At 66.8% G+C, this 26,895-nt stretch carries 26 protein-coding genes; 13 read left to right on the top strand and 13 right to left on the bottom strand.

Translation table 11 applies throughout. The features are described 5' to 3' along the window. Positions 1–52: 52 nt before the first annotated feature. The 3 genes from OMP44_RS11690 to OMP44_RS11680 form a co-directional block, all read right to left on the bottom strand. Positions 53–175 (bottom strand): hypothetical protein, encoded by a 123-nt coding sequence (locus tag OMP44_RS11690; protein ID WP_273862407.1) that lies wholly within the window; start codon positions 173–175, stop codon positions 53–55. A 128-nt stretch (positions 176–303) separates the two neighbouring features. Beyond that, complete coding sequence (locus tag OMP44_RS11685; RefSeq protein WP_187980550.1) at positions 304–1,245, bottom strand: GNAT family N-acetyltransferase; 942 nt, start codon at positions 1,243–1,245, stop codon at positions 304–306. Positions 1,246–1,315: 70 nt separating this feature from the next. After that, positions 1,316–2,635 carry a Na+/H+ antiporter family protein gene (locus OMP44_RS11680; RefSeq protein WP_187981269.1) on the bottom strand — a complete coding sequence of 440 codons (1,320 nt, stop codon included), beginning with the start codon at positions 2,633–2,635 and terminating at the stop codon, positions 1,316–1,318. 301 nt (positions 2,636–2,936) lie between these two features. Here OMP44_RS11680 and OMP44_RS11675 point away from each other — a divergent pair, with 301 nt between their 5' ends. Beyond that, on the top strand, positions 2,937–3,221 hold the full coding sequence (locus OMP44_RS11675) for a hypothetical protein (protein WP_133862013.1): 285 nt from the start codon (positions 2,937–2,939) through the stop codon (positions 3,219–3,221). A 515-nt stretch (positions 3,222–3,736) separates the two neighbouring features. On the opposite strand, the gene OMP44_RS11670 is transcribed toward OMP44_RS11675, so the two are convergent. The 4 genes from OMP44_RS11670 to xylA form a co-directional block, all read right to left on the bottom strand. After that, entirely contained in the window at positions 3,737–4,873 is a 1,137-nt protein-coding gene (locus OMP44_RS11670; protein WP_059313241.1) for a sugar ABC transporter permease, read from the bottom strand. Next, positions 4,873–6,429: a D-xylose ABC transporter ATP-binding protein gene (gene xylG / locus OMP44_RS11665; RefSeq protein WP_133862014.1), complete on the bottom strand. Its 1,557-nt coding sequence runs from the start codon at positions 6,427–6,429 to the stop codon at positions 4,873–4,875. The genes OMP44_RS11670 and xylG overlap by 1 nt, the downstream gene beginning before the upstream one ends. A 63-nt stretch (positions 6,430–6,492) precedes the next feature. Continuing rightward, on the bottom strand, positions 6,493–7,494 hold the full coding sequence (gene xylF / locus OMP44_RS11660; RefSeq protein WP_059229005.1) for a D-xylose ABC transporter substrate-binding protein: 1,002 nt from the start codon (positions 7,492–7,494) through the stop codon (positions 6,493–6,495). 115 nt (positions 7,495–7,609) lie between these two features. After that, positions 7,610–8,926 carry a xylose isomerase gene (gene xylA, locus OMP44_RS11655; RefSeq protein WP_187980552.1) on the bottom strand — a complete coding sequence of 439 codons (1,317 nt, stop codon included), beginning with the start codon at positions 8,924–8,926 and terminating at the stop codon, positions 7,610–7,612. A 184-nt stretch (positions 8,927–9,110) separates the two neighbouring features. On the opposite strand from xylA, the gene OMP44_RS11650 reads away from it, so the two are divergent. Continuing rightward, positions 9,111–10,364, top strand: coding sequence for a XylR family transcriptional regulator (locus OMP44_RS11650; RefSeq protein WP_187980553.1), 1,254 nt, complete (start codon positions 9,111–9,113; stop codon positions 10,362–10,364). On the opposite strand, the gene OMP44_RS11645 is transcribed toward OMP44_RS11650, so the two are convergent. Further along, positions 10,346–10,876 (bottom strand): Dps family protein, encoded by a 531-nt coding sequence (locus tag OMP44_RS11645; protein WP_059228999.1) that lies wholly within the window; start codon positions 10,874–10,876, stop codon positions 10,346–10,348. The two genes, OMP44_RS11650 and OMP44_RS11645, sit on opposite strands and share 19 nt — an antisense overlap. Positions 10,877–11,249: 373 nt before the next feature. Between OMP44_RS11645 and OMP44_RS11640 the strand changes: the two genes are divergently transcribed. From OMP44_RS11640 to OMP44_RS11630, 3 genes are read left to right on the top strand one after another with little or no spacing between them, the layout of a single operon-like run. Next, positions 11,250–11,963 (top strand): hypothetical protein, encoded by a 714-nt coding sequence (locus OMP44_RS11640; protein WP_280308263.1) that lies wholly within the window; start codon positions 11,250–11,252, stop codon positions 11,961–11,963. Next, complete coding sequence (locus OMP44_RS11635) at positions 11,960–12,373, top strand: phage holin family protein (RefSeq protein ID WP_133862017.1); 414 nt, start codon at positions 11,960–11,962, stop codon at positions 12,371–12,373. Before OMP44_RS11640 ends, OMP44_RS11635 begins: the two co-directional genes overlap by 4 nt. Next, positions 12,370–13,344: a DUF3618 domain-containing protein gene (locus OMP44_RS11630; RefSeq protein ID WP_273862411.1), complete on the top strand. Its 975-nt coding sequence runs from the start codon at positions 12,370–12,372 to the stop codon at positions 13,342–13,344. The genes OMP44_RS11635 and OMP44_RS11630 overlap by 4 nt, the downstream gene beginning before the upstream one ends. A gap of 94 nt (positions 13,345–13,438) precedes the next feature. Here OMP44_RS11630 and OMP44_RS11625 read toward each other — a convergent pair whose 3' ends face one another. Then, positions 13,439–13,591, bottom strand: a complete 153-nt coding sequence (locus tag OMP44_RS11625) for a hypothetical protein (protein ID WP_017639863.1) — start codon at positions 13,589–13,591, stop codon at positions 13,439–13,441. 69 nt (positions 13,592–13,660) lie between these two features. Continuing rightward, positions 13,661–14,641, bottom strand: coding sequence for an aldo/keto reductase (locus OMP44_RS11620; protein WP_273862412.1), 981 nt, complete (start codon positions 14,639–14,641; stop codon positions 13,661–13,663). A 288-nt stretch (positions 14,642–14,929) separates the two neighbouring features. Between OMP44_RS11620 and OMP44_RS11615 the strand changes: the two genes are divergently transcribed. The 6 genes from OMP44_RS11615 to OMP44_RS11590 all read left to right on the top strand — a co-directional run bounded on the left by OMP44_RS11615 (position 14,930) and on the right by OMP44_RS11590 (position 22,172). Next, positions 14,930–15,844, top strand: coding sequence for a LysR family transcriptional regulator (locus OMP44_RS11615; protein ID WP_273862413.1), 915 nt, complete (start codon positions 14,930–14,932; stop codon positions 15,842–15,844). 70 nt (positions 15,845–15,914) lie between these two features. After that, complete coding sequence (locus tag OMP44_RS11610) at positions 15,915–17,648, top strand: OPT/YSL family transporter (RefSeq protein WP_280308255.1); 1,734 nt, start codon at positions 15,915–15,917, stop codon at positions 17,646–17,648. Between the two features lie 220 nt (positions 17,649–17,868). After that, positions 17,869–19,149 carry an MFS transporter gene (locus OMP44_RS11605; protein ID WP_133862022.1) on the top strand — a complete coding sequence of 427 codons (1,281 nt, stop codon included), beginning with the start codon at positions 17,869–17,871 and terminating at the stop codon, positions 19,147–19,149. Between the two features lie 136 nt (positions 19,150–19,285). Beyond that, complete coding sequence (locus OMP44_RS11600) at positions 19,286–20,344, top strand: HAD family hydrolase (RefSeq protein ID WP_273862415.1); 1,059 nt, start codon at positions 19,286–19,288, stop codon at positions 20,342–20,344. 59 nt (positions 20,345–20,403) lie between these two features. Continuing rightward, entirely contained in the window at positions 20,404–20,934 is a 531-nt protein-coding gene (locus tag OMP44_RS11595; RefSeq protein WP_187980559.1) for a glycine cleavage system transcriptional repressor, read from the top strand. An 80-nt stretch (positions 20,935–21,014) separates the two neighbouring features. Then, entirely contained in the window at positions 21,015–22,172 is a 1,158-nt protein-coding gene (locus tag OMP44_RS11590) for an ATP-binding protein (protein WP_280308251.1), read from the top strand. A 31-nt stretch (positions 22,173–22,203) separates the two neighbouring features. On the opposite strand, the gene OMP44_RS11585 is transcribed toward OMP44_RS11590, so the two are convergent. The 3 genes from OMP44_RS11585 to OMP44_RS11575 all read right to left on the bottom strand — a co-directional run bounded on the left by OMP44_RS11585 (position 22,204) and on the right by OMP44_RS11575 (position 25,357). Beyond that, positions 22,204–22,692: a UPF0158 family protein gene (locus tag OMP44_RS11585; protein ID WP_208693544.1), complete on the bottom strand. Its 489-nt coding sequence runs from the start codon at positions 22,690–22,692 to the stop codon at positions 22,204–22,206. A 78-nt stretch (positions 22,693–22,770) separates the two neighbouring features. Beyond that, complete coding sequence (locus tag OMP44_RS11580; protein ID WP_133862027.1) at positions 22,771–24,171, bottom strand: sugar porter family MFS transporter; 1,401 nt, start codon at positions 24,169–24,171, stop codon at positions 22,771–22,773. Between the two features lie 202 nt (positions 24,172–24,373). After that, positions 24,374–25,357: a LysR family transcriptional regulator gene (locus tag OMP44_RS11575; RefSeq protein ID WP_187980562.1), complete on the bottom strand. Its 984-nt coding sequence runs from the start codon at positions 25,355–25,357 to the stop codon at positions 24,374–24,376. Between the two features lie 92 nt (positions 25,358–25,449). On the opposite strand from OMP44_RS11575, the gene OMP44_RS11570 reads away from it, so the two are divergent. Together OMP44_RS11570 and OMP44_RS11565 are read left to right on the top strand one after the other, a co-directional pair. Beyond that, complete coding sequence (locus OMP44_RS11570; protein ID WP_187980563.1) at positions 25,450–26,088, top strand: alanyl-tRNA editing protein; 639 nt, start codon at positions 25,450–25,452, stop codon at positions 26,086–26,088. Positions 26,089–26,123: 35 nt separating this feature from the next. Continuing rightward, entirely contained in the window at positions 26,124–26,894 is a 771-nt protein-coding gene (locus OMP44_RS11565) for a 2OG-Fe(II) oxygenase (RefSeq protein ID WP_280308245.1), read from the top strand. The last annotated feature ends 1 nt before the right edge of the window (position 26,895 follow it).

Genomic DNA, 26,895 nt, shown 5'->3' with positions numbered 1-26,895 from the left:
ACCTGCTGCTGCAATTCCCGCTGCTGTACCAGCAGCGCCTGCAGCCCCTTGGTCAGGCGTGCCAGGGCAGGATCGCCCTGGAAGCTGCCGCTCTCGGCCAGGGGGTGACGGTCTCCGTCGCCGCGGCCAGGATATCCAGCGCGCGCATGATCGAGTAGTGCTTGAGCAAGGCCATGATCGAATCCTTAGAGGGAGCAGCCGCGGCAAGCGCTGCGCGCGATCCGAGTCCCTGTATCGGCCTCGCCGCTTCGCTCTTTAGCCCGTTCCAGAGCCTTTTTTCCCTGTCGCTGCTCTGCCGGTCGGCTAGCGCCAGTCGTCCAGCAGCCAGACCTCGGGATGATCGTAATGGGCTTCGCCCCGGTGCAGGGTGATGCCCAGGATCTCGCTGCGAAACCCTTCCGCCAGCAGCCAGCGGTAGGCCCCCAGGCGGGCGGTGTTGACGCCGGCCAGCAGGCGCTGCTGGCCATGGTCCCGGGCCAGGCCATCGCAGGCGGCGATCAGCCGGGCGAAGCGCGCCTCGGCCCCCGTACCGGGCAGGACCGCCGCGCACTTCACATAGCAGACCCCGGTGCCCGCCTCGCTGTGGGGCCCGAAATGGCAGACGGCGAAGCCCTCCGCCCGGCCCTGCGCGTCCTGCAGCAGCAGACTCTCGCCGAGTTGCTGTTCACGTACCGCGGCCATCTCGGCGGAGACGTCCAGCCCTGGCGCATTGGCCCGGCCCAGTTCGGCGCAGGACGCCAGCAGCCGGTCGGGCTCGGCCGCCAGGGAAAAGCGCAGCGCCGGCGGCGCCGCCTGTGTTTGCAACGGACGCGCCATCACCGCGGTCAGGGTACGCGGCCAGAAGCCGAAGCCCTGGTAGAGCCCCAGGTGCCGCGGACTGTCGGGAAAGGTGAAGAGTCCGGCATGCACCAGCTGCCAGGCGTCGAGCTGCTCGACCGCGGCGCCCATCAGCGCCTTGGCCACCTTGGCGTCCCAGTAGTCCGGGTGCACCGCCAGCGGGCCGAGGATGCCGTGGCGCCCCCAGCGGGTGACGCAGACGGCGCCGACCAGGCGCTCGCCGTCGAGGGCCTTGAACCAAGCGGTGTGGGGCGCGGCGAAGCGACTGCGCACATAGTCGCGGTCATTCCAGAATTCGCCCGGCTCGGCGGCGCCCATCCAGGTGGCGAACGCCAGGCGCACCACTTCGGTGGTGGCCGGCAGGTCGGCGGCGGTGAGGGGTTCGACACTGAAGGTAGGGCTGGACATGGGGCGGCTCCTGGGCTGTAGGCCTTGGACCCGCCCAGCCGGGGCTTTGCGCCCGGCCGGCAATCGCCGGTTACAGCAGCAGCACCGCCGCCCAGCCGAACAGCAGCATCGGCAGGCTGAAATGCAGGAAGGACGGCACCACGGTGTCCCAGATATGGCTGTGCTGGCCGTCCACATTGAGACCCGAGGTGGGGCCCAGGGTGGAATCCGAGGCTGGCGAACCCGAGTCGCCCAGGGCGCCGGCGGTGCCGATCAGGCAGACGATGGCCAGCGGCGAAAAGCCCAGGTGCAGGCACAGCGGCCCCAGGATGGCGGCGAGGATGGGCACGCTGGAAAAGGACGAGCCGATGCCCAGGGTCACCAGCATGCCCAGCAGCAGGAGCAGCAGCGCGCCCAGGGCGCGGTTGTCACCGATCAGGCCGGCAGCGGTGGCGGCCAGGTCCTTGATCTGGCCGGTGGCGGTCAGCACCTCGGCGAAGCCGCCGGCGGTGAGCATGATGAAGCCGATCACCGCCATCATCTTCGCGCCCTCGCTGAACAGGTCGTCCGCCTCGCGCCAGCGCACCACGCCGGTGGCGGTGAAGACCACGAAGCCGACCAGGGCACCGAGGATCATGGAGTCCAGCCAGAGCTGCACGCCAAAGGCGGCGATCACGGCGACCAGCGCCACCAGCAGGGTGCGGCCGTTGTAGGGGCGGTCGGCCCGCTCGGTGCGCGCCACCAGGTTGAGGTCGTACTGTCGCGGCCGGCGATAGCTGACGAAAACCGCCAGCAGCAGGCCGACCACCATGCCCAGGGCCGGCAGCAGCATGGCGCGACTGGGGTCCACGCCGCTGACGTCGACGCCGGCGCGGGCCACGCTGGCCAGCAGGATGTCGTGCAGATAGAGGCTGCCGAAGCCCACCGGCAGGAACATGTAGGGGGCGATCAGGCCGAAGGTCATGACGCAGGACAGCCGCCGGCGATCCAGCTCCAGGCGCGTCAGCACATAGAGCAGCGGCGGCACCAGCAGCGGGATGAAGGCGATGTGGATGGGCAGGATGTTCTGCGAGGCGATGGATACCGCCAGCAGCAGACCGAGCAGCGCCCAGCGCAGCGAACGTCCGCCCTGGCTGGCCTGCCGCTCCATCAGCGCCAGGGCGCGATCGGCCAGCATGTGCGCCAGCCCGGACTGGCTGATGGCCACGGCGAAGGCGCCCAGCAGCGCATAGGAGAGCGCCACCTTGGCGCCATTGCCCAGGCCGGCGTTGAAGGCCAGCAGGGTGCCTTCCAGGCCCAGGCCGCCGACCAGACCACCGGCCACCGCCCCGGCGATCATCGCCACCACCACATGCACCCGGGCCAGACTCAGCATCAGCATGAGTCCTACCGCCACCACCACCGCATTCATCGCCGACTCCGCACCACCAAAAGGGCGCGCACTCTGCCGCAGCCCGGCGCGGGCGTCAAAGGCGCGGGATGGATGGCGCGGCGTCCCGCGTGTCCACAGCAGCCGGGCCGGGCTGCGCATGGAACCCTCCCGGTGGGGACTGCCGGTCGCGGCCGAAGGACAGCCGGCAGGCGTTCCGCCGCCGAGCGATCCTGCGCGCAGGAAAGCTTCCTACCCACGCCAGCGCTCTGGAATGAACCTTTCAGCGCCTGGGGGCGTCTGACGCGGACGCTTCCCCGGTCACGCCAAGGATGAACGGCCCATGCAAGACGCCATCGACATGTTGATCACCGCCTTCAGTCCGCACTCCTGCCTGGCCGTCCCGCGGCGCGCCGATCGCACCCTGCTGTTCACCGTCACCGACACGGCCCGCGCGGTCACGGTCACCAAGGCGATTCCCCTGTGCAGCCTGGAATGCACGGCCACCCTGGCCACGGTGATCAAGGATCTGCAGCGCGATCTCGACCGGGCGCTCGGCACCCTGAGCCCGGCAAGCCTCGCCGACCTGCGCCAGCGTGGTCCGCGGGTGCAGCGGTTCGAGAGCTGAGAGGAGTTGGCCGGGGGGATTGAGCGTTGGCTGAGTCGCCCTCACCCCAGCCCTCTCCCTGAGGGGGAGGGGGCGCTACGGCGTGAGAGGTAGCTCTACCGTAGGGTGGATGACGGCGCAGCCTCATCCACCGCAGATCCCGAGAGCCAGCCAGTGGAAAAGGCTTTGCGGTTTTCCACGCTACGGACGGAGCTTGCCGGAGAGCGTGAGTGTCGGCTGCATACCCTCACCCCAGCCCTCTCCCTGAGGGAGAGGGGGCGCTACGGCGTGAGAGGTAGCTCTACCGTAGGGTGGATGACGGCGCAGCCTCATCCACCGCAGATCCCGAGCCAGCCAGTGGAAAAGGCTTCGCGGTTTTCCACGCTACGGACGGAGCTTGCCGGAAAGCGTGAGTGTTGGCTGCGTGCCCTCACCCCGGCCCTCTCCCTGAGGGAGAGGGGGTCACCTGGAGTGAAGGGGTAGCACTGCCGTAGGGTGGATGACGGCGCAGCCTCATCCACCCCTGGCCATGCCGCTCAGCGCCGGCTGGTGCGGGTGCTGACGTCGACCCAGACCGCCAGGACCAGGATGCTGCCCTTGACGATCATCTGCCAGTAGCTGTCCACATCGAGCATGGACATACCATTGTCCAGACTGGCGATCACCAGGGCGCCGAGCAGGGCGCCGTAGACGGTGCCCGAGCCGCCGCGCATGGAGGTGCCGCCGATGAAGCAGGCGGCGATGGCGTCCAGTTCGCCCATGGTACCGGCCGAGGGCGAGCCGGCAGCCAGGCGGGCGGTGTTGACCAGACCGGCCAGGGCGCACATCACGCCCATCAGGCCGAAGATGCCGAGCTTGATCGCCTGGACGTTGATGCCCGACAGCCGCGTGGCTTCCAGGTTGCTGCCCACCGCATAGATGCGCCGGCCAAATACCGTCTGGCTGGTGATGTAGCTGAACACCCCGAGCAGCACCAGCAGGATCAGCACCGGCACCGGGATGCCGTCATAGCGGTTGAGGGTCTGGATGAAGGCCACCAGCACCACGCCGATCACCACCACCCGCAGCACGTCGCGCCACAGCGGCGCGAGGGCGAGGCCGAGGGTCTTGCGCTTGCTGCGCTGGCGCCAGGTCAGCACCACGGCCACCGCGAACAGCAGCACGCCCAGGACGCTGCCCACCACCGGCGGCAGATAGCCCTGGCCGAGGTAGACCAGTTCCGGCGACACCGGGGCGACGGTGACGCCGCCGGTGAGACCGAGCAGCACCCCGCGAAAGGCCAGCATGCCGCCGAGGCCGACGATGAACGACGGTATCCCCCGATAGGCGCTCAGGTAGCCGTTGATCAGGCCGATCAGCAGACCGCCGGCGGCCACCGCCAGCAGGGTGATCGGCAGGGGCACGTGGTAGGTGACGTCGAGTATCGCCGCCACCCCGCCGAGCAGGCCGAGTTGCGAGCCCACCGACAGGTCGATCTCGCCGGCGATGATCACCAGCACCATGCCGCAGGCGAGGATGCCGGTGATGGACATCTGCCGCAGCAGGTTGGAGAGGTTGCGCGGGGTAACGAAGCCGCCTTCGGTCTGCCAGCTGAAGAACAGCCAGATCAGGGCCACGGCGATCAGCAGGGCGAGCATCTTGTAACGGGTGAACAGCTGTTTCACGGCGTGCATCAGAAGTGCTCCCGGGCTTGGGCGACCGCCCGTTCGGTGGTACCCAGGGCCGCGGCCAGTACCCGCTCCTGGGTCAGATTCTCATTGGGGAAATCGCCGCGCAGCCGGCCTTCGCCGAGCACCAGTACCCGGTCGGAGACGCCGAGCACCTCGGCCAACTCCGAGGAGACCATGACGATGGCCACGCCCTCCGCCGCGAGCAGGCCGATCAGCCGGTAGATCTCGAACTTGGCGCCGACGTCGACGCCGCGGGTGGGCTCGTCGAGGATCAGCACCTTGGGCCGCGCCAGCAGCATCTTGGCGAGCACCGCCTTCTGCTGGTTGCCGCCGGAGAGGCCGGTGATGGGCAGGAAGGGGCTGCTGGTCTTTAGCTGTAGCCGGGCGATCTCGGTGTCGATGCAGGACAGTTCCGCCTCGCTGTCGATGCGACTCAGGTGGGCGAATCTGTCCAGCACCGTGAGGGTGATGTTCGAGCCCACGCCCAGGTCGGGAATGATGCCCTGGCGCTTGCGATCCTCCGGTACCAGGCAGAGGCCGGCGCGGATGGATTTCAGCGGGGTGCGGGTATCGATGCGCTGGCCATTGAGCCAGACCTCGCCTTCGTAACGGCCGTCGTAGGCACCGAAGATGGCCGAGACCAGTTCGGTGCGCCCGGCGCCCACCAGCCCGGCGATGCCGAGGATCTCGCCGGCGCGCACGGCGAAGGAGACGTCGTCGACGCGCTTGCGCTGGGGATTGTCGACGTCCAGGCAGGTGAAGTGACGCGCCTCGAAGATCACCTCGCCGATCTGGTGGGGGATCTGTGGATAGAGGTTGGTCATGGCGCGGCCGACCATCTGGGTGATGATGCGGTCGATGTCCATCTCGGCCATGGGCGTGGTGGCGATGTGCTTGCCGTCGCGGATCACCGTGATGGTGTCGCAGATGGCCGCCACCTCGTCGAGCTTGTGCGAGATGTAGACGCAGGCCACGCCCTGGGCCTTGAGGTCGCGGATGATGTCCAGCAGCACGGCGATCTCGGAGGTGGTGAGCGCCGAGGTCGGCTCGTCGAGGATCAACAGCCGGGCGTTCTTGTTCAGCGCCTTGGCGATCTCCACCAGTTGCTGCAGACCGCCGCCGTACTGGGACACCGGCAGGGCCACGTTCATGTCCGGCACCTTGAGCCGGCGCATCAGCTCGGCCGAGCGCTGCAGCATGGTCGGGTAGTCCAGCCGCCCGCCGAAGCGACGCGGCTCGTGGCCCATGAAGATGTTCTCGGCCACGGACAGATCGGGTACCAGGGTCAGTTCCTGGTGGATGATGACGATGCCGGCCGCCTCGGATTCGGCGATGGACTGGGCTTCCAGCGGACGCCCGTCCCAGCGGATCTCGCCTTCCCAGGTGCCGTGGGGATAGACCGCCGACAGGACCTTCATCAGGGTGGACTTGCCGGCGCCGTTCTCGCCGCACAGCCCTACGCATTCGCCCGGACGCACCTTGAGATCGATGCCGTCCAGCGCCCGCACCCCGCCAAAGCTCTTGGCGATGCCGTGCATTTCCAGCAGATAGTCGGCCATGGCCGCTCCTTGCCCAGGGGCCGTCCGACGCCAGGCGTCAGACGGCCAGCCGGTGGCCAGTGGTTATTTGCCGTCGATCTGGGCCTGGGTGTAGAAGCCGTCCTTGACCAGCAGGTCGACGTTGGCCTTGGTCAGCTCGGTGGGGGTGAGCAGCAGGGTGTCGACCTTCTTGGTGCCGTTGTCGTAGCTGGAGTTGAAGGCCGGCTTCTCGTTGCGCACCAGTTGCACCGACAGCTTGGCCGCCTCGGAGGCGATCAGCTTGAGCGGCTTGTAGACGGTCATGGTCTGGGTCCCGGCGATCACCCGCTTGATGGCGGCGAGGTCGGCGTCCTGACCGGACACGGCGACCTTGCCGGCCAGCTTCTGCGCGGCCAGGGCCTGGATGGCACCGCCGGCGGTGGCGTCGTTGGAGGCGACGATGCCGTCGATCTTGTTGTCGTTGGCGGTCAGGGCGTTCTCGACGATGGCCAGGGCCTCGGTCGGGTTCCACTCCTTGACCCACTGCTGGCCGACGATCTTGACGTCGCCCTTGTCGATGGCCGGCTGCAGGACCTTCATCTGGCCCTGGCGGAGGATCTTGGCGTTGTTGTCGGTGGGCGCGCCGCCGAGCAGGAAGAAGTTGCCCTTGGGCTGGGCCTTGAGCACGCCACCGGCCTGCATCTCGCCGACCTTCTCGTTATCGAAGGAGATGTAGGCGTCGATGTCGGCGTTGAGGATCAGACGATCATAGGAGATCACCTTGACCCCGGCCTTCTTGGCCTCGGCCACCACGTTGTTCAGCACCGTGGCGTTGAACGGCACGATGACGATGGCATCCACGCCGCGGGAGATCAGGTTCTCGATCTGCGACAGCTGGCGCTGCTCGTTGGCGTCGGCGGATTGCACATAGACCTTGGCGCCGAGTTGCTCGGCGGCGGCGACAAAGTAGTCGCGGTCACGGGCCCAGCGCTCCAGGCGCAGGTCGTCGATGGAGAAACCGATCTTGGGATGCTGGGCGTCGGCCTGGGCGAAACCGGTGGTGCACAGCGCGAGCAGACCAGCGAGCAGGGTCGTCTTGAAATTCATGGTGGCGTCCTTGGTTATTGTTGTTGTGGAGCGAGAGAACGGATTTGAGTGTAACGATTCAGCGCACTTGCACAAGCGGGTCAGGCAGGCTTTTCTGCCGACCCGCTCGCGATCGCTAGCGGTACAGGTAACGGTTGACCACGCCTTCGAGCAGCTCCTGGCGACCGCTCACCGGCTGGGGCGCGAGGCCCTGGCTGAAGGTGTGCTCGGCCAGTTGTTCCAGGCTCAGCTGGCCACCGAGGATGCGCTGACCGAGGGTCTGATCCCAGCCGGCATAACGCTCGGCCTTGAACTTGCCCAGGGGATCGTCCTGCAGGAGCGCCGCGGCGCGCTCCAGCGACAGCGCCAGGGTGTCCATGGCCGCCACGTGGCCATGGAACAGGTCGACGTCGTCCAGGCTCTGGCGCCGCACCTTGGCGTCGAAGTTGAAGCCGCCGCGGGTGAAGCCGCCGCCCTTGAGGATCTCGTAGATCGCCAGGGTCATTTCCTCGACGCTGTTGGGGAACTGGTCGGTGTCCCAGCCGTTCTGCGGATCGCCGCGGTTGGCGTCGATGCTGCCGAACACGCCGAGGGCCACGGCGCTGGCGATCTCGTGCTGGAAGCTGTGCCCGGCGAGGGTCGCGTGGTTGGCCTCGATGTTGACCTTGATCTCCTTCTCCAGCCCGAACTGCTGCAGGAAGCCGAAGACGGTGGCCACGTCATAGTCGTACTGGTGCTTGGTGGGCTCCTGGGGCTTGGGCTCGATCAGCAGATCGCCCTGGAAGCCGATGCGGTGCTTGTGCTCCACCACCATGCGCATGAAGCGGCCGAGTTGCTCGCGCTCGCGCTTAAGGTCGGTGTTGAGCAGGGTCTCGTAGCCTTCGCGGCCGCCCCACAGCACATAGTTCTCGCCGCCCAGGCGGTGGGTGGCGTTCATCGCCGTGCAGACCTGGGTGGCGGCGCAGGCGAAGACTTCCGGATCGGGGTTGCTGGCGGCGCCGGCGGCATAGCGCGGGTGGCTGAAGCAGTTGGCGGTGCCCCACAGCAGCTTGAGGCCGGACTCGCTCTGGTGGCGCTCCAAATCGTCCACCAGGCGGGCGAAGTTCTCGCGGTACTCGGTGAAATTGGCGCCTTCGGGGGCGACGTCGGTGTCGTGGAAGCAGTAGTAGTCCACGCCCAGCTTGCTGAAGAATTCGAAGGCGGCGGTGGCCTTGGCGCGGGCCTGCTCCAGGGGCGAACCTGCTGCCTGCCAGGGCCGCTGGAAGGTGCCCTGACCGAAGACATCGCTACCCGGCCAGACAAAGGTGTGCCAGTAGCAGACCGCCATGCGCAGGTGCTCGCGCATGGGCTTGCCCATGACCAGGCGGTCGGCTTCGTAGTGGCGGAAGGCAAGCGGAGAATCGCTGTCGGGCCCGGCGTAGCGGACTTTCTCGACATTGGGGAAATAAGCCATGGCGTTGTCCTTGTTCTTATCTGTCGCACCCGATACGGCGTACCGGTTTGCGTCGATGGTAGCGCCGCCACCCGGGCTGCCTATTGTGAAAATCACCAGAGCCAGGTGCGATTTTGCCGCTTGAGAGGTGGGCTCGCCGGTCGTAGTCTGGAGCCCCGCCCGCGCCTCCTGCCGGAACCCCGCCATGCCCAGCCAGCCGCCCGTCCACCGCGTCGCCCTGCTGTTCAACGGCAGCAAGATCTACGACAGAGGCATCCTCACCGGCATCGGCAACTACCTGAGCGGCACCCGGGCGCGCTGGGATCTGTTCCTCGAAGAGGACTTCCTCTGCCGGCTCAAGGGCATCGAGCGCTGGCAGGGCGACGGCATCATCGCCGACTTCGACGACCCGGCGGTGAGCGCCGCCCTGGCCCACAGCGCGCTGCCGGTGGTGGCCGTCGGCGGCTCCTACGCGGCCCCGACCGACTACCCGCCCGGCATCCCCTACGTGGCCACCGACAATGCCGCCCTGGTGCGCCTGGCCTATGACCACCTGATCGAATCCGGGCTGACCCGCTTCGCCTGCTTCAGCCTGCCCGCCGCCGACACCAATCGCTGGGCCGGCGAGCGCGAGGCAGCCTTTGCCGCCCTGCTCCGCCGCGACGGCCTGCCGGTGGAGATCTATCGGGGCCTGGAGACCAGCGCCCCGCTGTGGGATACGGCGGTGGAACAGCTGATCGCTTGGCTGGAAGCCCTGCCCAAGCCGGTGGGCATCCTCGCCGTCACCGACGCCCGGGCGCGGCAACTCCTGCAGGCCTGTTTCACGGCCGGCATCCCGGTGCCGGAACAGGTGGCGCTGGTGGGCATCGACAACGATCCGCTGGCGCGCACCCTGACCCGCGTGCCCCTGACCTCGGTGATCCAGGGGACCGAGGCCATCGGCCGGGAAGCGGCGCGACTCCTGCACCAGCGCCTGCACGGCGTCGAACTGGGGGCGCCAAGGGTGCTGATCCCGCCGGAGGGCATCAACGTCCAGGCCTCCAGTCGCCACCAGCCGGTGCGGCATCCCCAGGTGATGCGCGCCCTGCACTTCATCCGCCAGTACGCCTGCCAGGGCATCAAGACCGAGCAGGTGGCCAGCTATGTTGGCATCTCCCGCTCGGCCCTGGAGACGTCCTTTCGCCGCGAACTGGGACGCAGCGTCCACGACGAGATTCTCGGCTTCAAGCTGGCCGCTGCGGCCGTGGCGCTGCAGGAAGAGGCCCCGAGTCTGGCCGAGGTCGCCCGGCGTTGCGGTTTCACCTCGGCGCAGTACCTGCACGCGGTGTTTCGCCGGGAGTTCGGCTGTACCCCGCGGCAGTACCAGTCGAATCCCAAACCCCTGGCGAGCGCCCATGAAAAAGCCCGTCCGGAGACGGGCTTTCAGGTAGCTGCCGCGGCTTATTTGCCGACGGTCTGACCCAGGAACCAGGCGCGTTCTTCGGCCTGGTCGATCCACTCTTCCAGCAGGCTGGTGGTGGAGACGTCATTGGCGTCGTCGGTCAGGGTGTGGGTGGTACGCATGTAGGCGGCCAGCGACTGGTTGTCGTCGTGCAGCTCGGTCAGCATCTGGTCCGCCGACAGATCGGTGGCATCGCTGCTGGCCAGGCGCTTGAGTTGCACCATCTGCTCCAGGGAGCGCACGGTGGGCTGGCCGATCTTGCGAGCGCGCTCGGCGATCAGGTCGGTGATGCCGTACAGCTGGGTAGCCTGCTCGTCCAGCAGCAGGTGGTAGTCGCGGAAGTGCGAGCCCTTCATGTGCCAGTGGTAGTTCTTGGTCTTGATGTACAGCGCGAAGACATCGGACAGCAGCACGGCCAGGGCTTCACCTACGGCCTGCTGGTTCTGCAGGGTGGCGTCTTCGCCCTGATGGGCCTTCTGCTTGACGCTGGAAACGGTCTTGAGTTCTTGCTTGGCATTGGCAACGGCCATGAGAGATCTCCTGTCAGGACGTGAAGAGAAAAAGGGGTTCGCCTGGTTGGCGCGAACATCAACGTCTGCAGAAATCGACCGCAGCAGACGAAAAATCGTTCATCGAATTTGCATATCGCCACCCTGGGCATGACGAATGGTTGCCCCTGTTGCGACTGCGTTTCATTGCCCGCCCCAGAGGCCTTCTCCTGCCGCGGCCGCTGCGCTTGTAGCTACTCCTGTAGGTAAAACCGTTTGTCTACTTTGCCGCCAAACCGACGCCGCGTGAGAACTGCTGCTCATTGCGCCCGGTCACCTAAAAGGCAAGGCACACGAACGGTCGCCGAGAACTCTCTGCCGGCCACGACAAGGTTCTGCACACAGGTACCCGCGCATGACGACGCCCCTCAATCCCGCTCAGGGACAACCCTCGCAGACCAAGGACGGTGCTACGGCAGAGGCCCATCTGCACGACCTCAAAGAGGTCGCCCGAGACACGGTGCAGGATGCCAAACAGGAAGGTGCTGCCCAGTACGAACACTATCGGGACACCGCTGCCGACCAGCTCGGTGCCCTTGCACAAAGCGCCCAGGCGGCCGCTGACGAACTTGAAGACAAGGACACCCTGGGCCTGGCGCACTATGTCAGCGACATGGCGCAGAGCCTGACCGGCCTGGCCGAGGATCTGCGTGGCAAGAGCGCCGAGCAGTTGCTGCACCAGGCCGGAACCCTGGCGCGCGACAATCCGGCACTGTTCCTGACCAGCAGCATCGCCATCGGCTTCGGCCTGTCGCGTTTTCTCAAGGCCTCCAGCCAGCGGGACACCGGCAGCAGTTCGCGCGTCAGCGGGCCGGACGAGGTGCCCTCGCTGACCACGCCCGCGGTCGCCGCAGAAAACGAACTGGTGGAGCCAGCGGCCGGTGCCGATGTCATCCACACCAACAACATTCCCAAGGGTCCCGACCTCCATGCGCCGACCACCACCGGCAGCGGCGACCCCCTTGGCAGTGCGGCGATCAATCCGGCGCGTACCGGTAGCAGCCTGAACAGCGGCACCTCATCCAGCCACCTGGATCGTCCCACCCTGAGCGGAGACAAGCAGCCATGATCAACGAGAATCCCACTCCGCGTTCCACCGAAGGCGATACCTCGGTCGTCGGCCTGGTCAAGCAGCTGGTCCACGAGGTACCGGCGCTGTTCACCAAGGAACTGGCACTGGCCAAGGCCGAGCTGGGCGAGTCGCTGCGCACCACCAAGGCCGGTGTGGCCGGGGTCGCGGCCGGCGCCATCGTGCTGCTGGCCGGCTTCATCGTGCTGCTCATGGGCATCGTCTACTTTCTCTCCCAGTACCTCACGCCCTGGGCCGCTGCCCTGCTGGTGGGCGCCGTGGTCATGGTGATCGGTTTCATCATGCTGCAGTCGGGCAAGAAGCAGTTCGAGCCGTCCCACTTCACCCCTGATCGCACCGTCAACAGCCTGCAGAAGGACAAGGACGCCGTACGGAGGGCCGCACAATGAGCATCACCGACCAGATCGATCAGGAATCAAGAAAGAATCCCGAGGAACTCGAGCGCGAAATCGACCAGAAGCGCGGGCACATCGAGGACCTGGTGGGCGCGTTGGAAAGCCGCCTGTCCCCAGGCCAGCTGTTCGACCAGGCGCTGTCCTACACCAAGGGCCATGGCGGTGAATTCGCCCATAACCTGGGCAACACCCTCAAGGCCAATCCGGTGCCGGCCGTACTGACCTCGGTGGGTCTGCTGTGGCTGGCGCTGGGGCAGAATCGCACGCCGGCGCCAGCCACCACGGGCACCCCGCTCAAGGACAGGTTGTCCGGTGCGCTGGACTCGGTCGCCGACAGCGCAGGCCATACCCGTGATTCCCTGAACCGTGGCAGTCACGACGTGCGCGACAAGGTCACCGGGCTGGGCGAGAGCGTATCGGTCAAGGCGTCCGAGACCGGGGAGCGGCTGAGCGATAGCGCGGCTCACGCCAAGGACGCCCTGGCCGACCAGGCGCAACAGCTCAAGGGTACCTTCGAGACCCTGCTACGCGAACAGCCACTGGTGGTCGGTGCGCTGGGCATCGCCCTTGGCGCCCTGCTGGGGGCCTCGCTGCCGCGTACTGAGACCGAGGATCGCGCCCTGGGCAAGCACAGCGACAAGCTCACCACCAAGGCCAAGCAGGCGGCCAGCAGTGGCTACGAGCAGGTCAAGGCGGCGGGACAGGACGTGGCGAAGGAAGCGCGCCAGGCCAGTCCTGACAGGCGCCAGCAAGGCGGTGCAGGGGTTTCGTCCAGCAACCTAGGCAATGATTCCGACGCCGGGGTCGAGTCCATGGCGGGCTCGCCAAGGGCAGGCACCGGCAGCACTCTCGGGGCCACCCAGGCGACCGCGGGCATGAATGTCGGCCGTACCGCGGCCACAGGCAGCACCCCTGGAGCGGTAGGTGATGAGAGCGGCATGGCCACCCCACCACGCAGCTTCTGACCGGCAAGACTGCCGGGGTCATCCGATGACCCCGGCCATAGACAGCAAAGGCGCCCGGGTCTGCACCCGGGCGCCTTTGCTTTTTGTGCCCCTGTCAGTAACCCGGATCCGGGTTTTCCTTGGGCTGCTCGGGGCGCTTGTCGTTCTGCGGGCGCTGTTCTTCACCGCCCTGATTGAGTTCCTTGTGGGTCTCGCCGACCTTGCCGGCGTTTTCCGGCTTGTGGTCGAGATCGTCGCGCTTGGCCATGATGCTCACCTCTTGTGGCTGAGTACATTGGGCAACGAGGCGGGGCCAGGGTGCCCCGCTCCCGGCAGATCAACGTAAGGGGGGCGCCATGAACTCCGGACCCACCGGGTCCTTGACGTGCTCGGCGAGGATGGCGTCGATGGCGGTCAGGTCCTCGGCGGACAGCTGCCAACCGAAGGCTTCGTCAAGGCCCTGCAGTTGCTCAGGCTTGCGCGCGCCCCAGAGGGCGATGGTCGGCCCCTGGTCGAGGATCCAGCGCACCGCCAGGGCCAGCATAGACTTGCCATGGCGCTCGCGAGCAAAGGCGGTCAGGGCCTCCACCGCGGCCAGATACTGGGCGAAGCGCGGGGCCTGGAACTTGGGATCGCCCTGGCGCAGGTCGTCGCCATCGAATTGCGTCTGGGCATTCATGCGCCCGGACAGCAGGCCGCGGCACAGCGCGCCATAGGCCAGCACCACCAGGCCATGGCGCTGGGCGTAGGGCAGCACGTCGGCCTCGATGGCGCGTTCGAAGAGGTTGTAGGGCGGCTGCACCGTGGAGGGGTTGGCGAACTGGCGGAAGGCCTCCAGTTGCTCGGGCGAATAATTGCTCACACCGATGGCGAGGATCTTGCCCGCCTGCCGCAGACGCTCCAGTTCGTGCGCGGTTTCCTCGTGGGGAACCTGGGGATCGGGCCAGTGCACCTGATAGAGGTCGATGCGATCGGTACGCAGACGCCGCAGGGAGTCTTCCACCTCCTGGCGAATGCGCGCAGCGCTGGCATTGCGGCGCACCTCTTCGTTGGGCCACTCCAGGGCCACCTTGGTGGCGATCACCGCCTGGTCACGGATGCCCTCCAGGGCCTTGCCGACGATTTCCTCGGAACGGCCAAAGCCGTACACCGGCGCGGTGTCGATTAGGTTGATGCCGCCCTGCACGGCGCCACGGATGGTCTCGATGGAGCGGGCTTCGTCGGTACCGCCCCACATCCAGCCACCGATGGCCCAGGTGCCGAGGGCGATGCGGGAAACGGGGGTATCGATACCCGGGATGCGTAGGGTTTCAGTCATGGAAAGCTCCAGGCGGGAACGCCAAGTCGAAAGGATCAACCTTGTGAGGCTAATTCAAAAGGCGTTGAATAGGGCTCAACGAACGCTTGACCCTTAGAGCCTGTTCGAAGGCTCGCGAGCTAGAGACAAACAAGGCGAAAATGCCTGAGGAAGCGGATCGGACTCGCGTTCGAGTTTACGAATGGTAAATGAGCATTCCGACAGGGCTGGCCTTCCAGGGCATTTTCAACGCTGTTTGGCCGACGCGCAGCAGACTTTGAACAGGCTCTTATCGCGCGAGGATTGTGCATGCCTACCCTGAATCGCGGCGAACTGGCCGATCTCAATGTCTTCGTCGCCCTGGTCCGGCGGCGCAGCTTTCGCCAGGCCGCCATCGAACTGGGCGTCACCACCTCGGCGCTGAGCCATGCCCTGCGCCAACTGGAGACCCGGCTGGGGGTCAAGCTGCTCAATCGCACCAGCCGCTCGGTGGTGCCGACCCTGGCCGGCGCGGCGCTGGCGGAAAAGCTCGAACAGGGTTTCGCCCTCATCGGCGAGGCCCTGGGCGAGCTGGACCAGCACCGCGACGCCCCCGTCGGGCGCCTGCGCCTGAGTGTGCCGCGCGATGCGGCGCGGCTGCTGCTGACCCCGACCCTGCCCCGGCTGCTGGCGGCCTATCCGCAGTTGCAACTGGACATCAGCGTCGAAGACCGGCCGGTGGACATCGTCGCCGACGGCCTCGACGCCGGCATCCGCTATGGCGACACCGTGCCCCAGGACATGGTCGCCCTGCCGCTCACCGACGAGTTGCGCTGGATCGTGGTGGGCGCCCCCGCCTACCTCGACCGTCACGGCCGACCGCAGCAGCCGGAGGAGCTTGCCGAGCATCGCTGCGTGCGGCTGCGGCTGGGCAACGGCGCCCTCTATCGCTGGGAGCTGGGCAGCGGCGCCACCACGCGGACGATCGACGTGCCCGGCCCGCTCACGGTCAACGAGACCGAGACCTCGATCCAGGTCGCCCTCGACGGCCTGGCCCTGGCCTATTGCCTGGAGTGGCGAGTGGCCGACGAATTGCGCGACGGTCGCCTGGAGCAGGTGCTGCCCGACTGGACCTCGCCCGGCGCGCCGCTGTGCATCTACTACCCGAGTCGGCGCCAGCCGCCACCCGGCCTGCGCCAGTTGATCGAGGCCCTGCGCCAGACCTGGACCGGGCGCCACCCCTGAGGACGCGAACCAACCGCCAAGCCCGGGGGTCCCCTGACCACGCCATGATCGCCTGACCGAGGAGGCCCTTTTGCCCACTGCCAACGCCGCCGCAATCGACCTGCCGCTGCCCGTGGAGCGCGAACTCAGCCCCCGGGCGCTGCTCACCGGGGCGTTGCTGGGCATCCTGCTGACCCCGGCCAATGTCTATGCCGGCCTCAAGATCGGCTGGTCGTTCAACATGTCGATCATCGCCCTGCTGGTGAGCTACGGCCTCTGGCATCGCCTGGGTCGCCGCCTGCAGCAACCGGGCTGGACGCTGCACGAGAGCAACATCAACCAGACCGTGGCCTCGGCGGCGGCCAGCATCGTCTCCGGCGGTCTGGTCGCGCCCATCCCGGCCTACACCCTGCTGACCGGCCAGCAATTGCCAACCCTGCCGCTGATGGGCTGGGTGTTCGCGGTGAGCTTTCTCGGCATCTGGGTGGCCTGGTATCTGCGGCCCCTGCTGCTGGCCGATGCCAGCCTGAAATTCCCCGAGGGCCTGGCCACCCTGGAAGCGCTGCGCCAGGTCTATGCCAGCGGTGCCGAAGCCCTGAGCCGCCTGCGGGTGCTGCTGGGCGCCCTGGCGCTGTCGGCGGCGGTCAAGCTGGTGGACAGCTTCGCCTGGACGCTGCCACGGGTCGCGCCCTCGCCGGCCCTGGAACGCCTGACCTTCAGCTTCGATCCCTCGCTGCTGCTGCTCGGCTTCGGCGGCATCATCGGCCTGAGGGTCGGACTGTCGCTGCTGCTCGGCACCCTGCTGGCCTGGGGCGCGGTGGCGCCCTGGCTGCTGGCCAGCGGTATCGCCGCCTTGCCGGCCGGCGCCAGCGGTCCGCAATACGCCTTTCTGGTGCAATGGCTGCTCTGGCCCGGGGTAAGCCTGATGGTCAGCGCCACCCTGGCTGCGCTGGCCGTGCGGCTGATCACCCTGCCCCGCGCCGAACGCCGTCGCCAGGGCTGGCGGCGGCCCCGCGTCTGGCCGCTGGCGCTGCTGCTGGTGGCGGCTCTGCTGGTGGTGGTGCTCCAGGTGCGGCTGTTCGGCATCGATCCCTGGCTGGCGCTGCTGGCCCTGCCCCTGGCGCTGTTTCTCGCCGCCATGGCCGCGCGGGTGGTCGGCGCCACCGGCATCCCGCCCATCGGCGCCATCGGTCAGCTGTCGCAGCTGACCTTCGGCCTGGCCGCTCCCGGGCAGGTCAACATCAACCTCATGGGTGCCAACACCGCCGGCGGCGCGGCGGGTCAGAGCACCGACCTGATGAACGACTTCAAGGTCGGCCAGGCCATCGGCGCCACCCCGGCCAAGCAGGTGGTCGCCCAGTGCCTGGGCATCGCCCTAGGCGCGGTGACCGGGGTGCTCACCTACCGCCTGCTGATTCCCGATCCCCAGGCACTGCTGCTCAGCGCCGCCTGGCCGGCACCGGCGGTGGCGCAGTGGAAGGCGGTCGCGGAGACCCTGACCCAGGGCCTGGGTGCCCTCGATGGCGCCATGCGCCTGGGTATCGTCCTGGGCGCCCTGGTCGGCTTGCTGCTGGGCTTGGCCGAGACCCTGCTGCCCGACCGCCGCGCGCACTGGCTGCCCAGCTCGGCGGCCCTGGGGCTGGCCTTCATCCTGCCGGCCTCGGTGGCGCTGATGATGACCCTGGGCGCCCTGCTCACCGCCCTGGTGCGCTGGCGAGCGCCGGGCCTGGCCGAGCGCTTCGCCCTGGCCGCCGCGGCCGGCCTCATCGCCGGGGAAAGTCTGGCAGGCGTCGGGGCGGCGTTCTGGCAAATGCTTGCCACCTGAACTGCGACAACGTGTCAACTGGACAATAATTTCCAGACGTAATGTCGCGAACCTTTCAATAACCTTTCAAACCCATGAAATTCGGGGGTTCCGGTCCGATTCAGCTTGCCAGCGCGCTTTTGCAACACATAAGGTTACAAATAGCGCGACCCACCCGCGAGAGGTCTGGGCGCCCTGCGCGAGCTGTCTCCTATAACAAACTCAATCCGAGCTAGCAGTCATGGCCACCACCTCGAAAGCCAAATCCGTCTTCCGCGTCGTCAGCGGAAACTTCCTCGAAATGTACGACTTCATGGTCTATGGCTTCTATGCCACGGCCATCGCCAAGACGTTCTTCCCCGGCGACAACGAACTCGCCTCCCTGATGCTGTCGCTGGCCACCTTCGGCGCCGGCTTCCTGATGCGCCCCCTGGGAGCCATCTTCCTCGGCGCCTACATCGATCGCCACGGCCGTCGCCACGGCCTGATCGTCACCCTGGCGCTGATGGCCCTGGGTACCCTGCTGATCGCCGTGGTGCCGGGCTACGCCACCCTGGGCGTCGCCGCGCCGCTGCTGGTGCTGCTCGGCCGCCTGCTGCAGGGCTTCTCCGCCGGCGTCGAACTGGGCGGCGTGTCCGTCTACCTGTCGGAAATCGCCACCCCCGGGCGCAAGGGTTTCTTCGTTTCCTGGCAGTCCGCCAGTCAGCAGGTCGCGGTGGTCTTCGCCGGCGTGCTGGGCGCTCTGCTGAACCATTGGCTGTCGCCCGCCGAAATGGGTGAGTGGGGCTGGCGCATTCCCTTCCTGATCGGCTGCCTGATCGTGCCCTTCCTGTTCATCATCCGTCGTTCCCTGGAAGAAAGCCCCGAGTTCGAGGCGCGCAAGCATCGGCCGACCTTCGGCGAGACCATGACCTCCATCGGCCAGAACTTCGGCGTGGTGCTGGCGGGCGTGGCCATGGTCTCCATGACCACCGCCTCCTTCTACCTGATCACTGCCTACACCCCGACCTTCGGCCGTCACGAGCTGCACCTGACCGATCTGGACAGCCTGATCGTCACGGCCTGCGTGGGCATCTCCAACTTCATCTGGCTGCCGGTGATGGGCGCCCTGAGCGATCGCGTCGGCCGTCGTCCGCTGCTGATCTTCGCCACCGTGCTGGCCATCCTCACCGCCTACCCGGCGATGATCTGGCTGACCCATGCCCCGGGCTTCTCGCGCCTGCTGATGGTCGAGCTGTGGCTGTCCTTCCTCTATGGCACCTACAACGGTGGCATGGTGGTGGCCCTGACCGAGGTGATGCCGGCCCATGTGCGCACCACCGGCTTCTCCCTGGCCTACAGCCTGGCCACCGCGACCTTCGGCGGTTTCACGCCGATGGTCTGCACTTGGCTGATCCAGGAGACCGGCAACAAGGCCGCCCCCGGCATGTGGCTGACCCTGGCCGCCGTGCTCGGCCTGGTCGCGACCCTGACCCTGTTCAAGGGCAACGCCCAGCCGCGCTTCAAGACCGTAACCGCCTGACAGGGCTGTCGCAGAGCGGCAGGCCCTGCCGCTCTCGCGCCCACCCAGGTCGCTCCGCGCATCGAACTGTCATGACCTTTTGCTATGGTCTAGACCAGACGACCGCATACCGCGGTCGCCGTGCCGGAGCCCGCCGATGCCCACCCTCCCCCGCCTTCTCGCCGGCCTGGCCGGCGGTCTGCTCAGCCTCACCGCTGCCGCCACCGAGCTGACCCACTGGCCGGCCGATGCCGCCCGCCAGCTCGACGCCCTGATCGCCGCCAATGCCAATAAGGGCAACTATGCGGTGTTCGACATGGACAACACCAGCTATCGCTACGACCTGGAAGAGGCCCTGCTGCCCTTCCTGGAGATGAAGGGCGTGCTGACCCGCGACACCCTGGATCCCTCGCTCAAGCTGATCCCCTTCAAGGACGTCGGTGGCCACAAGGAGAGCCTCAACAGCTACTACTACCGGCTGTGCGAGGTCGACGACCTGGTCTGCTACCCCTGGGTCGCCCAGGTGTTCTCCGGCTTCACCCTGCAGCAGCTCAAGGGCTACGTCGACGAGCTGATGGCCTACGGCAAGCCGATCCCCGCCACCTACTACGGCAAGGACGACAAGATCGAGACGGTGGAGATCAACCCGCCCAAGCCCTTCACCGGCCAGCAGGAGCTCTATCACAAGCTGATGGAGAACGGCATCGAGGTCTATGTGATCAGCGCCGCCCACGAGGAGCTGGTGCGCATGGTGGCCGCCGACCCGCGCTATGGCTATGGCGTGAAACCGGAAAACGTCATCGGCGTCACCACCCTGCTCAAGGACCCGGCCACCGGCGCCCTGACCACCGCCCGCAAGCAGATCGCCGAAGGCAAGTACGATCCCCAGGCCAACCTGAAGCTGCAGGTCACGCCCTATCTCTGGACTCCGGCCACCTGGTTCGCCGGCAAGTACGCGGCCATCCTCACCTACATAGATCCCTGGAAGAAACCCATCCTGGTCGGCGGCGACACCCCGGTCAGCGACGGCCCCATGCTGTTCCAGGGCGTGGACGCCGCCAAGAACGGCATCCATCTGTGGATCGACCGCAAGTCCAAGTACCGCACCCAGATCGAGGCGATGATGAAGAGCAACGCCGAGGGCCAGGCCAAGGCCGGCGTGGCGGTGAACGCGGACCAGCACTGGGTGATCGTCAAACCCGAAGACATCCAGTAGGCCGGCGGCGATCGGGCGGGCTAGACTGGAGACTCCTTCTGCCCGCCCTGGAGCCCGCCATGGAACACCTGGTCCTGACCGTCATCGCCCCCGATCGCCCCGGTCTGGTGGAAGCCCTGGCCGACTGCGTGGCCGCCCAGGGCGGCAACTGGCTGGAGAGCCGCATGGCCCACCTGGCCGGCCAGTTCGCCGGCATCCTCTCGGTGGAAGTGGAGCCGGAATTGCGCAACGGCCTGGTGGAGACGTTGCAGCAGCTGGCCATTCCCGGCCTGCGCATCCTGGTCGGCGAACCCGGCCAGCCGGCTGCGGTGGGTGCGCCGCTGGTGCAGCTCGACCTGCTGGGCAACGACCGCGTCGGCATCGTCCGCGACATCACCCGAGCGCTGCATCAGGTGGGCGTCAACGTCGAGCGCCTGTCCACCGAGACCCGCCCGGCACCCATGAGCAGCGAGGCGCTGTTCCACGCCACCGCCCTGCTGGCGCTTCCGGCAGACCTCGAACTCGAAGCCCTGCAAGCCCACCTGGAAACCCTCACCGACGACCTGATGGTGGAGCTCAAGCTCTATCGGCACGGGCATGACCAGCACTAAGTAGACTTCAGAGCGACGATCTATAAAGGTCTATAAAGATCTATAATCGACTTTAATCGCCTTTAAACAGGGAATTGTCGATGCCTGAGCGCTTCTATCACCGCCATGCCATGGCTACTACCTATGCCGCCAAGATCATGGCAGACCCGCTGCATCCCGGTCTGTTTTTGGCAGCGCCCCGGCGAACCGGCAAGACCACCTTCATGCGTGAAGACTTGGCGCCTGCCCTCCAACTCGCGGGCGCTGAGGTGATCTACGTCGATCTCTGGTCGAATCGACAGACTGATCCGGCCGAGTTAATCAACCAGGCGGTACAGGTGTCCATCGAGCGCAATCTTGGTCTGATCGCCAAGCTGACCAAGCAAAGTGGTGTGGTGAAACTCAAGGTGGGTGGGGTCGAGATAGATACCGGCAGCATCGGCAAAGCCAAGGGCATAACCCTGGCCGCTGCGCTAGCCGCGCTGTCGGATAGTCTCGGCAAGCCGATAGCGCTCATTATCGACGAAGCTCAGCATGCCGTGACCACCACGGCTGGCAGCAATACGCTCTTCGCCCTCAAGGCGGCTCGCGACGAATTGAACGGCTCACACCATCATGGTTTGAGACTTATCTGCACCGGTTCCAGCCGGGACAAGCTGGCGATGCTCAGAAACAGCCGCGATCAAGCCTTCTTCAATGCGCCGCTGGTAAACTTTCCTCATCTCGACAGAGGCTATGTGGACTGGTTCTGCGCGCAGTCCAGGCTCGATTTCGCCCTCGATCCAGAAGTGGTCTGGAGCAAATTCGTCGAAGCGGGCTATCGCCCCGAGGCGATGCAAGCAGCCCGTGAGGTACTCGAATACTCGATGATCGTTGATTCTGCAGTGGGCAATGCCGCTTTCGCTGACGCCGTCGACGAGCATGTGCGAGAGATGTCCGAGAGCGCGCTCGCCGTGATTCGCAGCCTCACACCGATTCAAGCGGCCGTACTGAAGGTGATGGCGGTCCAGGGCAAGGACTATGCGCCTTTCGAGCTGGCCACCCTCGGCAAGTATGCAGACATGCTGCGGCTCGCCGGCATGAATGAGGCCCAGGCCCAAGAGGCCGCCTATGCGCAAAATGTACAGCAGGCATTGGCTGCCTTGCAGGAGAAGGCATTGATCTGGAAAGCTGAGCGCGGCGTCTATGCCATCGAGGAACAAGGACTGCCGGACCTCATGCGTAACGCCGGCATGCTCCCGGACGCTTCGGCAAACTAAGGTGCTCAGTTGACCATCGGGGTGGCGCGCCCTATCGCTCCCGCCCTTTCTCCAGCCGCCGTCGGATGCCCTCGGGGACATCGTCCGGCAGCGGCATACGCCCATCCGCCGGCAGGGCTTCCAGGCCGGCTTCGTCCAGCAGCACCAGCACTTCCTCCTTGAGACGACTCAGGGCAAAGGCCTGCCAGGCCTCGCGTACCGAGGGGAAGAGGTCCAGTTCATAGTCGAAGGTCCGGATCGGCCGCCGGCTCTCCAGAGCGGCCCGCAAGAGCGGCTGGGCGTGGGGGTGGCGCAACTGGTGCAGAAAGGCTTCGCGCAGTTCCAGGCGATCGTCCTGGGTCAGGCGCGGCAGTGGCAGGTAGCGTTCGGGATCTTCCAGTTCCTCGCGCTCTTCCAGACTGAGGTCGTCCGGATCGAGCAGGCGCAGGGCGCCGCTGGCAAGGTCGAGGAAGTGGGTGCCTCGCTCCCGGCTGTCGAGGGCGGCAGCCAGCAGATCGAGGTCGAGGGTGAGGGGGCGCATGGCAGGACTCCGGCACAGGCGAACAGGAGCGGAGTTCTATCTCCGCTCCTGTTGCGACCCTGGCACCGGAGCTCGCGTTCAGCCCTTCCGCTGATAGGGAAAGAAGCGCCGCTCGCGCAGGTCGTGCTCGATCTGCTCCAGGCTCTTGCCCTTGGTCTCCGGCACCAGGCGCCAGATGAACAGCAGCGCCACCAGGGAAATCCCGGCATAGAGCCAGAAGGTGTGGGCGGCGCCCAGCTTGGTCACCAGGCTCAGGGTGGTGAGGGTCACCAGCAGGTCGAAGCCCCAGTGGCTGAAGGCACCGACGCTGGCGCCCTTGCCGCGCACGAACAGCGGATAGACCTCGGCGTTGATCAGCCAGATGCAGACGCCGAAGCCGCCGCAGTTGAGCATCAGGTAGGCGGCCAGGCAGGCCACCACCGTCCAGCGCTCGACATCGGTCTGGGGACCGGCGCCCTGGAACAGGTAGCCCATGATCGCCAGGGCGACGATGGAGCCGGGAATCAGCGTCAGCAGATAGCGGCGGCGACCGATGCGATCCACCAGGAAGCTGCCGACCACGGTCATGATCACCACCAGGATGGTGCTGCAGCCGGTGGCCAGCACCGCGGTCTGATCGGAGAAGCCGGCCTGGGTGAGGATGGTCGGCGCATAGTAGATCAGCGCGTTGTTGCCGGTGATCTGCGAGAACATGGCGATGCCGGCGCCCACCAGCAGGGCCGGTCGGACCCACGGCGAGAACAGGTCACTCCAGTTGCCTTCCGGCGCGTTGCTCACGGTCTTGATCTCGGCCAGTTCGGCCTCGGCCGCGGCCTTGCCGCCGCGGACCCGCTCCAGCACCGCCAGGGCGTCAGCCTCGCGGCCCTTGACCAGCAGCCAGCGCGGGCTTTCCGGCAGCACCGTCATGCCGGCCAGCAGGATCAGCGCCGGCACCAGGCCGAGGCCGAACATCCAGCGCCAGTGCTCGTCCAGGGCGAAGCCGGTGAAGTAGGCCACTGTGATGCCGAACACCACCATGAACTGGAACAGCACCACCAGCTTGCCGCGGTGCTCCGGCGGCGCCACCTCGGCGATGTACACCGGAATGATCTGGGTGGAGCTGCCGGCCGACAGGCCGAGCAGGAAACGCGACAGGATCAGCAGGGTGACGTTGGGCGACAGTGCCGAAAGCACCGAGCCCAGGGCGAACACCAGGGCCACGCCGATGATGGTCTTGCGCCGGCCGAGGCGGTCGGAGATCGGGCCGGTACCGAGGCAGCCGAACAGAGCACCAAAGATGATGGCGCCGGTCACCAGCTGCTTGACGGTGTCGTCCATGGCGAATTCGCGGCCGAGGCCGAGCAGGGCGACGCCGATGATGCCGGTGTCGTAGCCGAACAGCAGGCCACCGAGGGCGGCGATCACGGCGATGAGCACGACCAGCCCCTTGCGCGGGGTGGCCGCCACGGGTGCGGCGAGCGAGGGTGAAGAAGCGAGCATGGGGGAAATCCTTTCTTGTTTTGCCAGGGCAAGGATCGCGGTGGCAACCCGATCCACCCGCGCAGGCGGGCCGTGGGGGAGCATGGCCCAGAGAAAAGCGTGATGCGGCAGGCAGAGAAACGTTAGGTGAATCGTTTCACCTAATGCTGCCAGTTGTAACAGGACTTGTGAAAAGCATCACGAAAGACGCATTGGCAGTGGCCTAGCTGCCAATGGTCAGTTCCTGGAAGCGCTGCTCGGGCAGCGCGGCGGCACCCTGGCCGGGACGCAGCGCCTGGTCGCCCAGGCGCTCGACCAGAAAGTCGATGAACACCTTGAGCTTGGGTGGCAGGTGGCGCGTCGCCGGATAGAGCAGCCAGGCGCCGCCGTGGTAATGCGGCAGAAAGGACCACTCCGGCAGCACCTGGACGATCTCGCCGCGGGCCAGGGCCGCCTGGGCGGTGAACAGTGGCAGGCTGCCGATGCCGATGTGGTTGAGCACCGCGTCCAGCCGCACCCCGGTGTGGTTGGCGGCATAGCGCCCGCGCACGTTGACGTGGACCACCTTGGCGCCCTGGCGGAATTTCCAGCGCGAATCGGCCGGCTCTTCCGCCAGGTAGATGCAGCTGTGCCCGGCCAGATCGCGGGGATGGGCGGGCTGACCGTGCGCGGCCAGGTACTGCGGCGTGGCGCAGAGCAGGTGCTCGATGGTCAGCAACTGGCGGCCCACCAGTCCGGGCGGTGGCCGATCGGTGATGCGGATGGCCAGGTCGACGTTCTCGTCGATCAGATCGACATAGCGGTCCTCCAGCAGCAACTGCACGTCCACCGCCGGGTAGCGCCGCAGGAAATCGGCCATGTGCGGATGGATCACCGTGCTGCCTACCGCCTTGGGCACCGACAGCCGGACGATGCCGGCCGGCGCCTGGTTGAACTGGCCACTGACCTCCAGCACCGCCCGCGCGGCGCCGACCATGTCGCTGCAGCGCCGAAAGACCTCCTCCCCCGCCTCCGACAGCCGCAGCTTGCGCGTACTGCGATTGAGCAAGCGTGTGCCCAGGGCCTTCTCCAGGCGTGCCACGCTGCGACTGGTGGAAGACGGGGTCAGACCGAGCTGACGGGCCGCCGCAGAGAAGCTGCCGCTCTCCACCACCCGCACGAAAATGGCCATCTCGCTGAGCAGCGGCAGGGGAAGATTTATGCTCACAGCGCAAAATTCCTTTGGAGAGAGGGTGGATTATCACCCTTGCGTGCGATCTTTAGAATGAGGATGTTTCTCGTTTTCTAGGTAGTAGACGTATGACCGAGCGCCTGTATTTTCTGAGCGACAGCCTGATCGCCGAGGTCGAGGTCCACGCCTGTAGCGCCGCCGAGGACGGTTATATCGTCGAACTGCTGGCCACGCCCTTCCATCCCCAGGGCGGTGGGCAGCCCAGCGACACCGGCTGGATCGGTACCGCCGAGGTGACCCGGGTGGTCCAGGACGGCGACCGCATCCTGCACCACACCACCCGCCCCCTGGCGCCCGGTCGCGTGCTGGCCCGGGTCGACGAAGATCGGCGCCAGCTGCATTCGCGGCTGCATTCGGCCGGGCATCTGCTCGGCCACATCGGCGAGATCCATGGCTGGATACCGGTCAAGGCCCATCACTGGCCGGGCGAAGGCCGCATCGAATTCGTCCCCGGCGAGGATACCGTAGCCTTGGACGTTGAATCCTGGCAGGGCTTCTTCGACGCCCTGGTGGAAGAAGACCTGCCGCTGCACGTCGAGGTGCAGGCCGGTGGCCAGCGCCAGGTGCGCTTTGGCGAGGACGTGGCGCGCTATGCCTGCGGCGGGACCCACGTGCGCTCCCTGCGCGCGGTCGGCGCCCTGAGCGCCCTGGGCGTCAAGGAAAAGAAGGGACGCCTGCTGGTGAGCTACGACATGGCTGGCGCCTGATCAACCGCTCACCTCACCCGCAGAAAGGAAGCGCCATGCTGCTCGAACTCGACGCTCTCGACACCGAGAGCCTGCTCCGTCTCACCGAAGAACGCCTGCTGGCGGTGCGGGTGCGCCGCTTCGTGCCGCGCCCGCTGGCCGACGACCTCGGCCAGCAGATCCTCGGCAACGGCTTCGCCACCTACACCAATGCCCCCAGCATCGGCCGCATCGGCATGGCCTTCTACGAGGCGGAACACCAGCGCGCGCAGATGGACGACTATTTCGCCAGCGTCGCCAGCAACCTGGAAGAATTGCGCCGGCGCTGCCGCCCCTATCTCAATCCCATCGACCTGGTGCGCTGCACCCTCGACGAGGTCTGGCCCGCCGGCGCCCGCCTGCAGACCCTCTGGGGTCGCAAGATGTACGTCGGCCTGTCGCGGGTGGTGAAGCCCGGGGTGCGCTTTCTCGCCCACCACGACATCTTCGCCAAGGACGCGCCGGGCAGCGAGGAAGCCGAAAGCCTGGTCACCCAGCTGGCCTGCAACGTCTACCTGACCATGCCCAGCCGGGGCGGCGAACTGCAGCTCTGGTCACGCGAGCTGGCGCCGGAGGACTTCGACGCCCTGCGCGGCGACAGCTACGGCATCGAGCCCGACCGGCTCGGTCCGCCCTGCCTGACCATCCGCCCGGAACCGGGCGACCTGATTCTCTTCAATTCCCGCCGCATGCACGCCGTGACGCCAGGCAACGACCAGCCACGGCTGTCGCTGTCGTGCTTCGTGGGCTATCGCGGGGCGGCCGAACCCCTCACGTACTGGAGCTGAC

Origin of the sequence: Pseudomonas flavocrustae (assembly GCF_029872515.1) — a bacterium.
In the GTDB taxonomy this organism is placed as follows: domain Bacteria; phylum Pseudomonadota; class Gammaproteobacteria; order Pseudomonadales; family Pseudomonadaceae; genus Chryseomonas; species Chryseomonas aestiva.
This window is presented reverse-complemented; position numbering and strand designations above follow the sequence as displayed.

What these genes read in the sequence shown, in the direction of transcription:
- OMP44_RS11635 (WP_133862017.1), top strand. Translation starts at nt 11,960, where the DNA reads ATGATCAACGAGAATCCCACTCCGCGTTCCACCGAAGGCGATACCTCG.
- OMP44_RS11675 (WP_133862013.1), top strand. Translation starts at nt 2,937, where the DNA reads ATGCAAGACGCCATCGACATGTTGATCACCGCCTTCAGTCCGCACTCC.
- xylG (WP_133862014.1), bottom strand. Translation starts at nt 6,429, where the DNA reads ATGGCCGACTATCTGCTGGAAATGCACGGCATCGCCAAGAGCTTTGGC.
- OMP44_RS11630 (WP_273862411.1), top strand. Translation starts at nt 12,370, where the DNA reads ATGAGCATCACCGACCAGATCGATCAGGAATCAAGAAAGAATCCCGAG.
- OMP44_RS11680 (WP_187981269.1), bottom strand. Translation starts at nt 2,635, where the DNA reads ATGAATGCGGTGGTGGTGGCGGTAGGACTCATGCTGATGCTGAGTCTG.
- OMP44_RS11670 (WP_059313241.1), bottom strand. Translation starts at nt 4,873, where the DNA reads ATGCACGCCGTGAAACAGCTGTTCACCCGTTACAAGATGCTCGCCCTG.
- OMP44_RS11565 (WP_280308245.1), top strand. Translation starts at nt 26,124, where the DNA reads ATGCTGCTCGAACTCGACGCTCTCGACACCGAGAGCCTGCTCCGTCTC.
- OMP44_RS11590 (WP_280308251.1), top strand. Translation starts at nt 21,015, where the DNA reads ATGCCTGAGCGCTTCTATCACCGCCATGCCATGGCTACTACCTATGCC.
- OMP44_RS11595 (WP_187980559.1), top strand. Translation starts at nt 20,404, where the DNA reads ATGGAACACCTGGTCCTGACCGTCATCGCCCCCGATCGCCCCGGTCTG.
- OMP44_RS11650 (WP_187980553.1), top strand. Translation starts at nt 9,111, where the DNA reads ATGCCCAGCCAGCCGCCCGTCCACCGCGTCGCCCTGCTGTTCAACGGC.
- OMP44_RS11605 (WP_133862022.1), top strand. Translation starts at nt 17,869, where the DNA reads ATGGCCACCACCTCGAAAGCCAAATCCGTCTTCCGCGTCGTCAGCGGA.
- OMP44_RS11625 (WP_017639863.1), bottom strand. Translation starts at nt 13,591, where the DNA reads ATGGCCAAGCGCGACGATCTCGACCACAAGCCGGAAAACGCCGGCAAG.
- OMP44_RS11685 (WP_187980550.1), bottom strand. Translation starts at nt 1,245, where the DNA reads ATGTCCAGCCCTACCTTCAGTGTCGAACCCCTCACCGCCGCCGACCTG.
- OMP44_RS11570 (WP_187980563.1), top strand. Translation starts at nt 25,450, where the DNA reads ATGACCGAGCGCCTGTATTTTCTGAGCGACAGCCTGATCGCCGAGGTC.
- xylA (WP_187980552.1), bottom strand. Translation starts at nt 8,926, where the DNA reads ATGGCTTATTTCCCCAATGTCGAGAAAGTCCGCTACGCCGGGCCCGAC.
- xylF (WP_059229005.1), bottom strand. Translation starts at nt 7,494, where the DNA reads ATGAATTTCAAGACGACCCTGCTCGCTGGTCTGCTCGCGCTGTGCACC.
- OMP44_RS11600 (WP_273862415.1), top strand. Translation starts at nt 19,286, where the DNA reads ATGCCCACCCTCCCCCGCCTTCTCGCCGGCCTGGCCGGCGGTCTGCTC.
- OMP44_RS11640 (WP_280308263.1), top strand. Translation starts at nt 11,250, where the DNA reads ATGACGACGCCCCTCAATCCCGCTCAGGGACAACCCTCGCAGACCAAG.
- OMP44_RS11580 (WP_133862027.1), bottom strand. Translation starts at nt 24,171, where the DNA reads ATGCTCGCTTCTTCACCCTCGCTCGCCGCACCCGTGGCGGCCACCCCG.
- OMP44_RS11585 (WP_208693544.1), bottom strand. Translation starts at nt 22,692, where the DNA reads ATGCGCCCCCTCACCCTCGACCTCGATCTGCTGGCTGCCGCCCTCGAC.
- OMP44_RS11690 (WP_273862407.1), bottom strand. Translation starts at nt 175, where the DNA reads ATGGCCTTGCTCAAGCACTACTCGATCATGCGCGCGCTGGATATCCTG.
- OMP44_RS11645 (WP_059228999.1), bottom strand. Translation starts at nt 10,876, where the DNA reads ATGGCCGTTGCCAATGCCAAGCAAGAACTCAAGACCGTTTCCAGCGTC.
- OMP44_RS11615 (WP_273862413.1), top strand. Translation starts at nt 14,930, where the DNA reads ATGCCTACCCTGAATCGCGGCGAACTGGCCGATCTCAATGTCTTCGTC.
- OMP44_RS11620 (WP_273862412.1), bottom strand. Translation starts at nt 14,641, where the DNA reads ATGACTGAAACCCTACGCATCCCGGGTATCGATACCCCCGTTTCCCGC.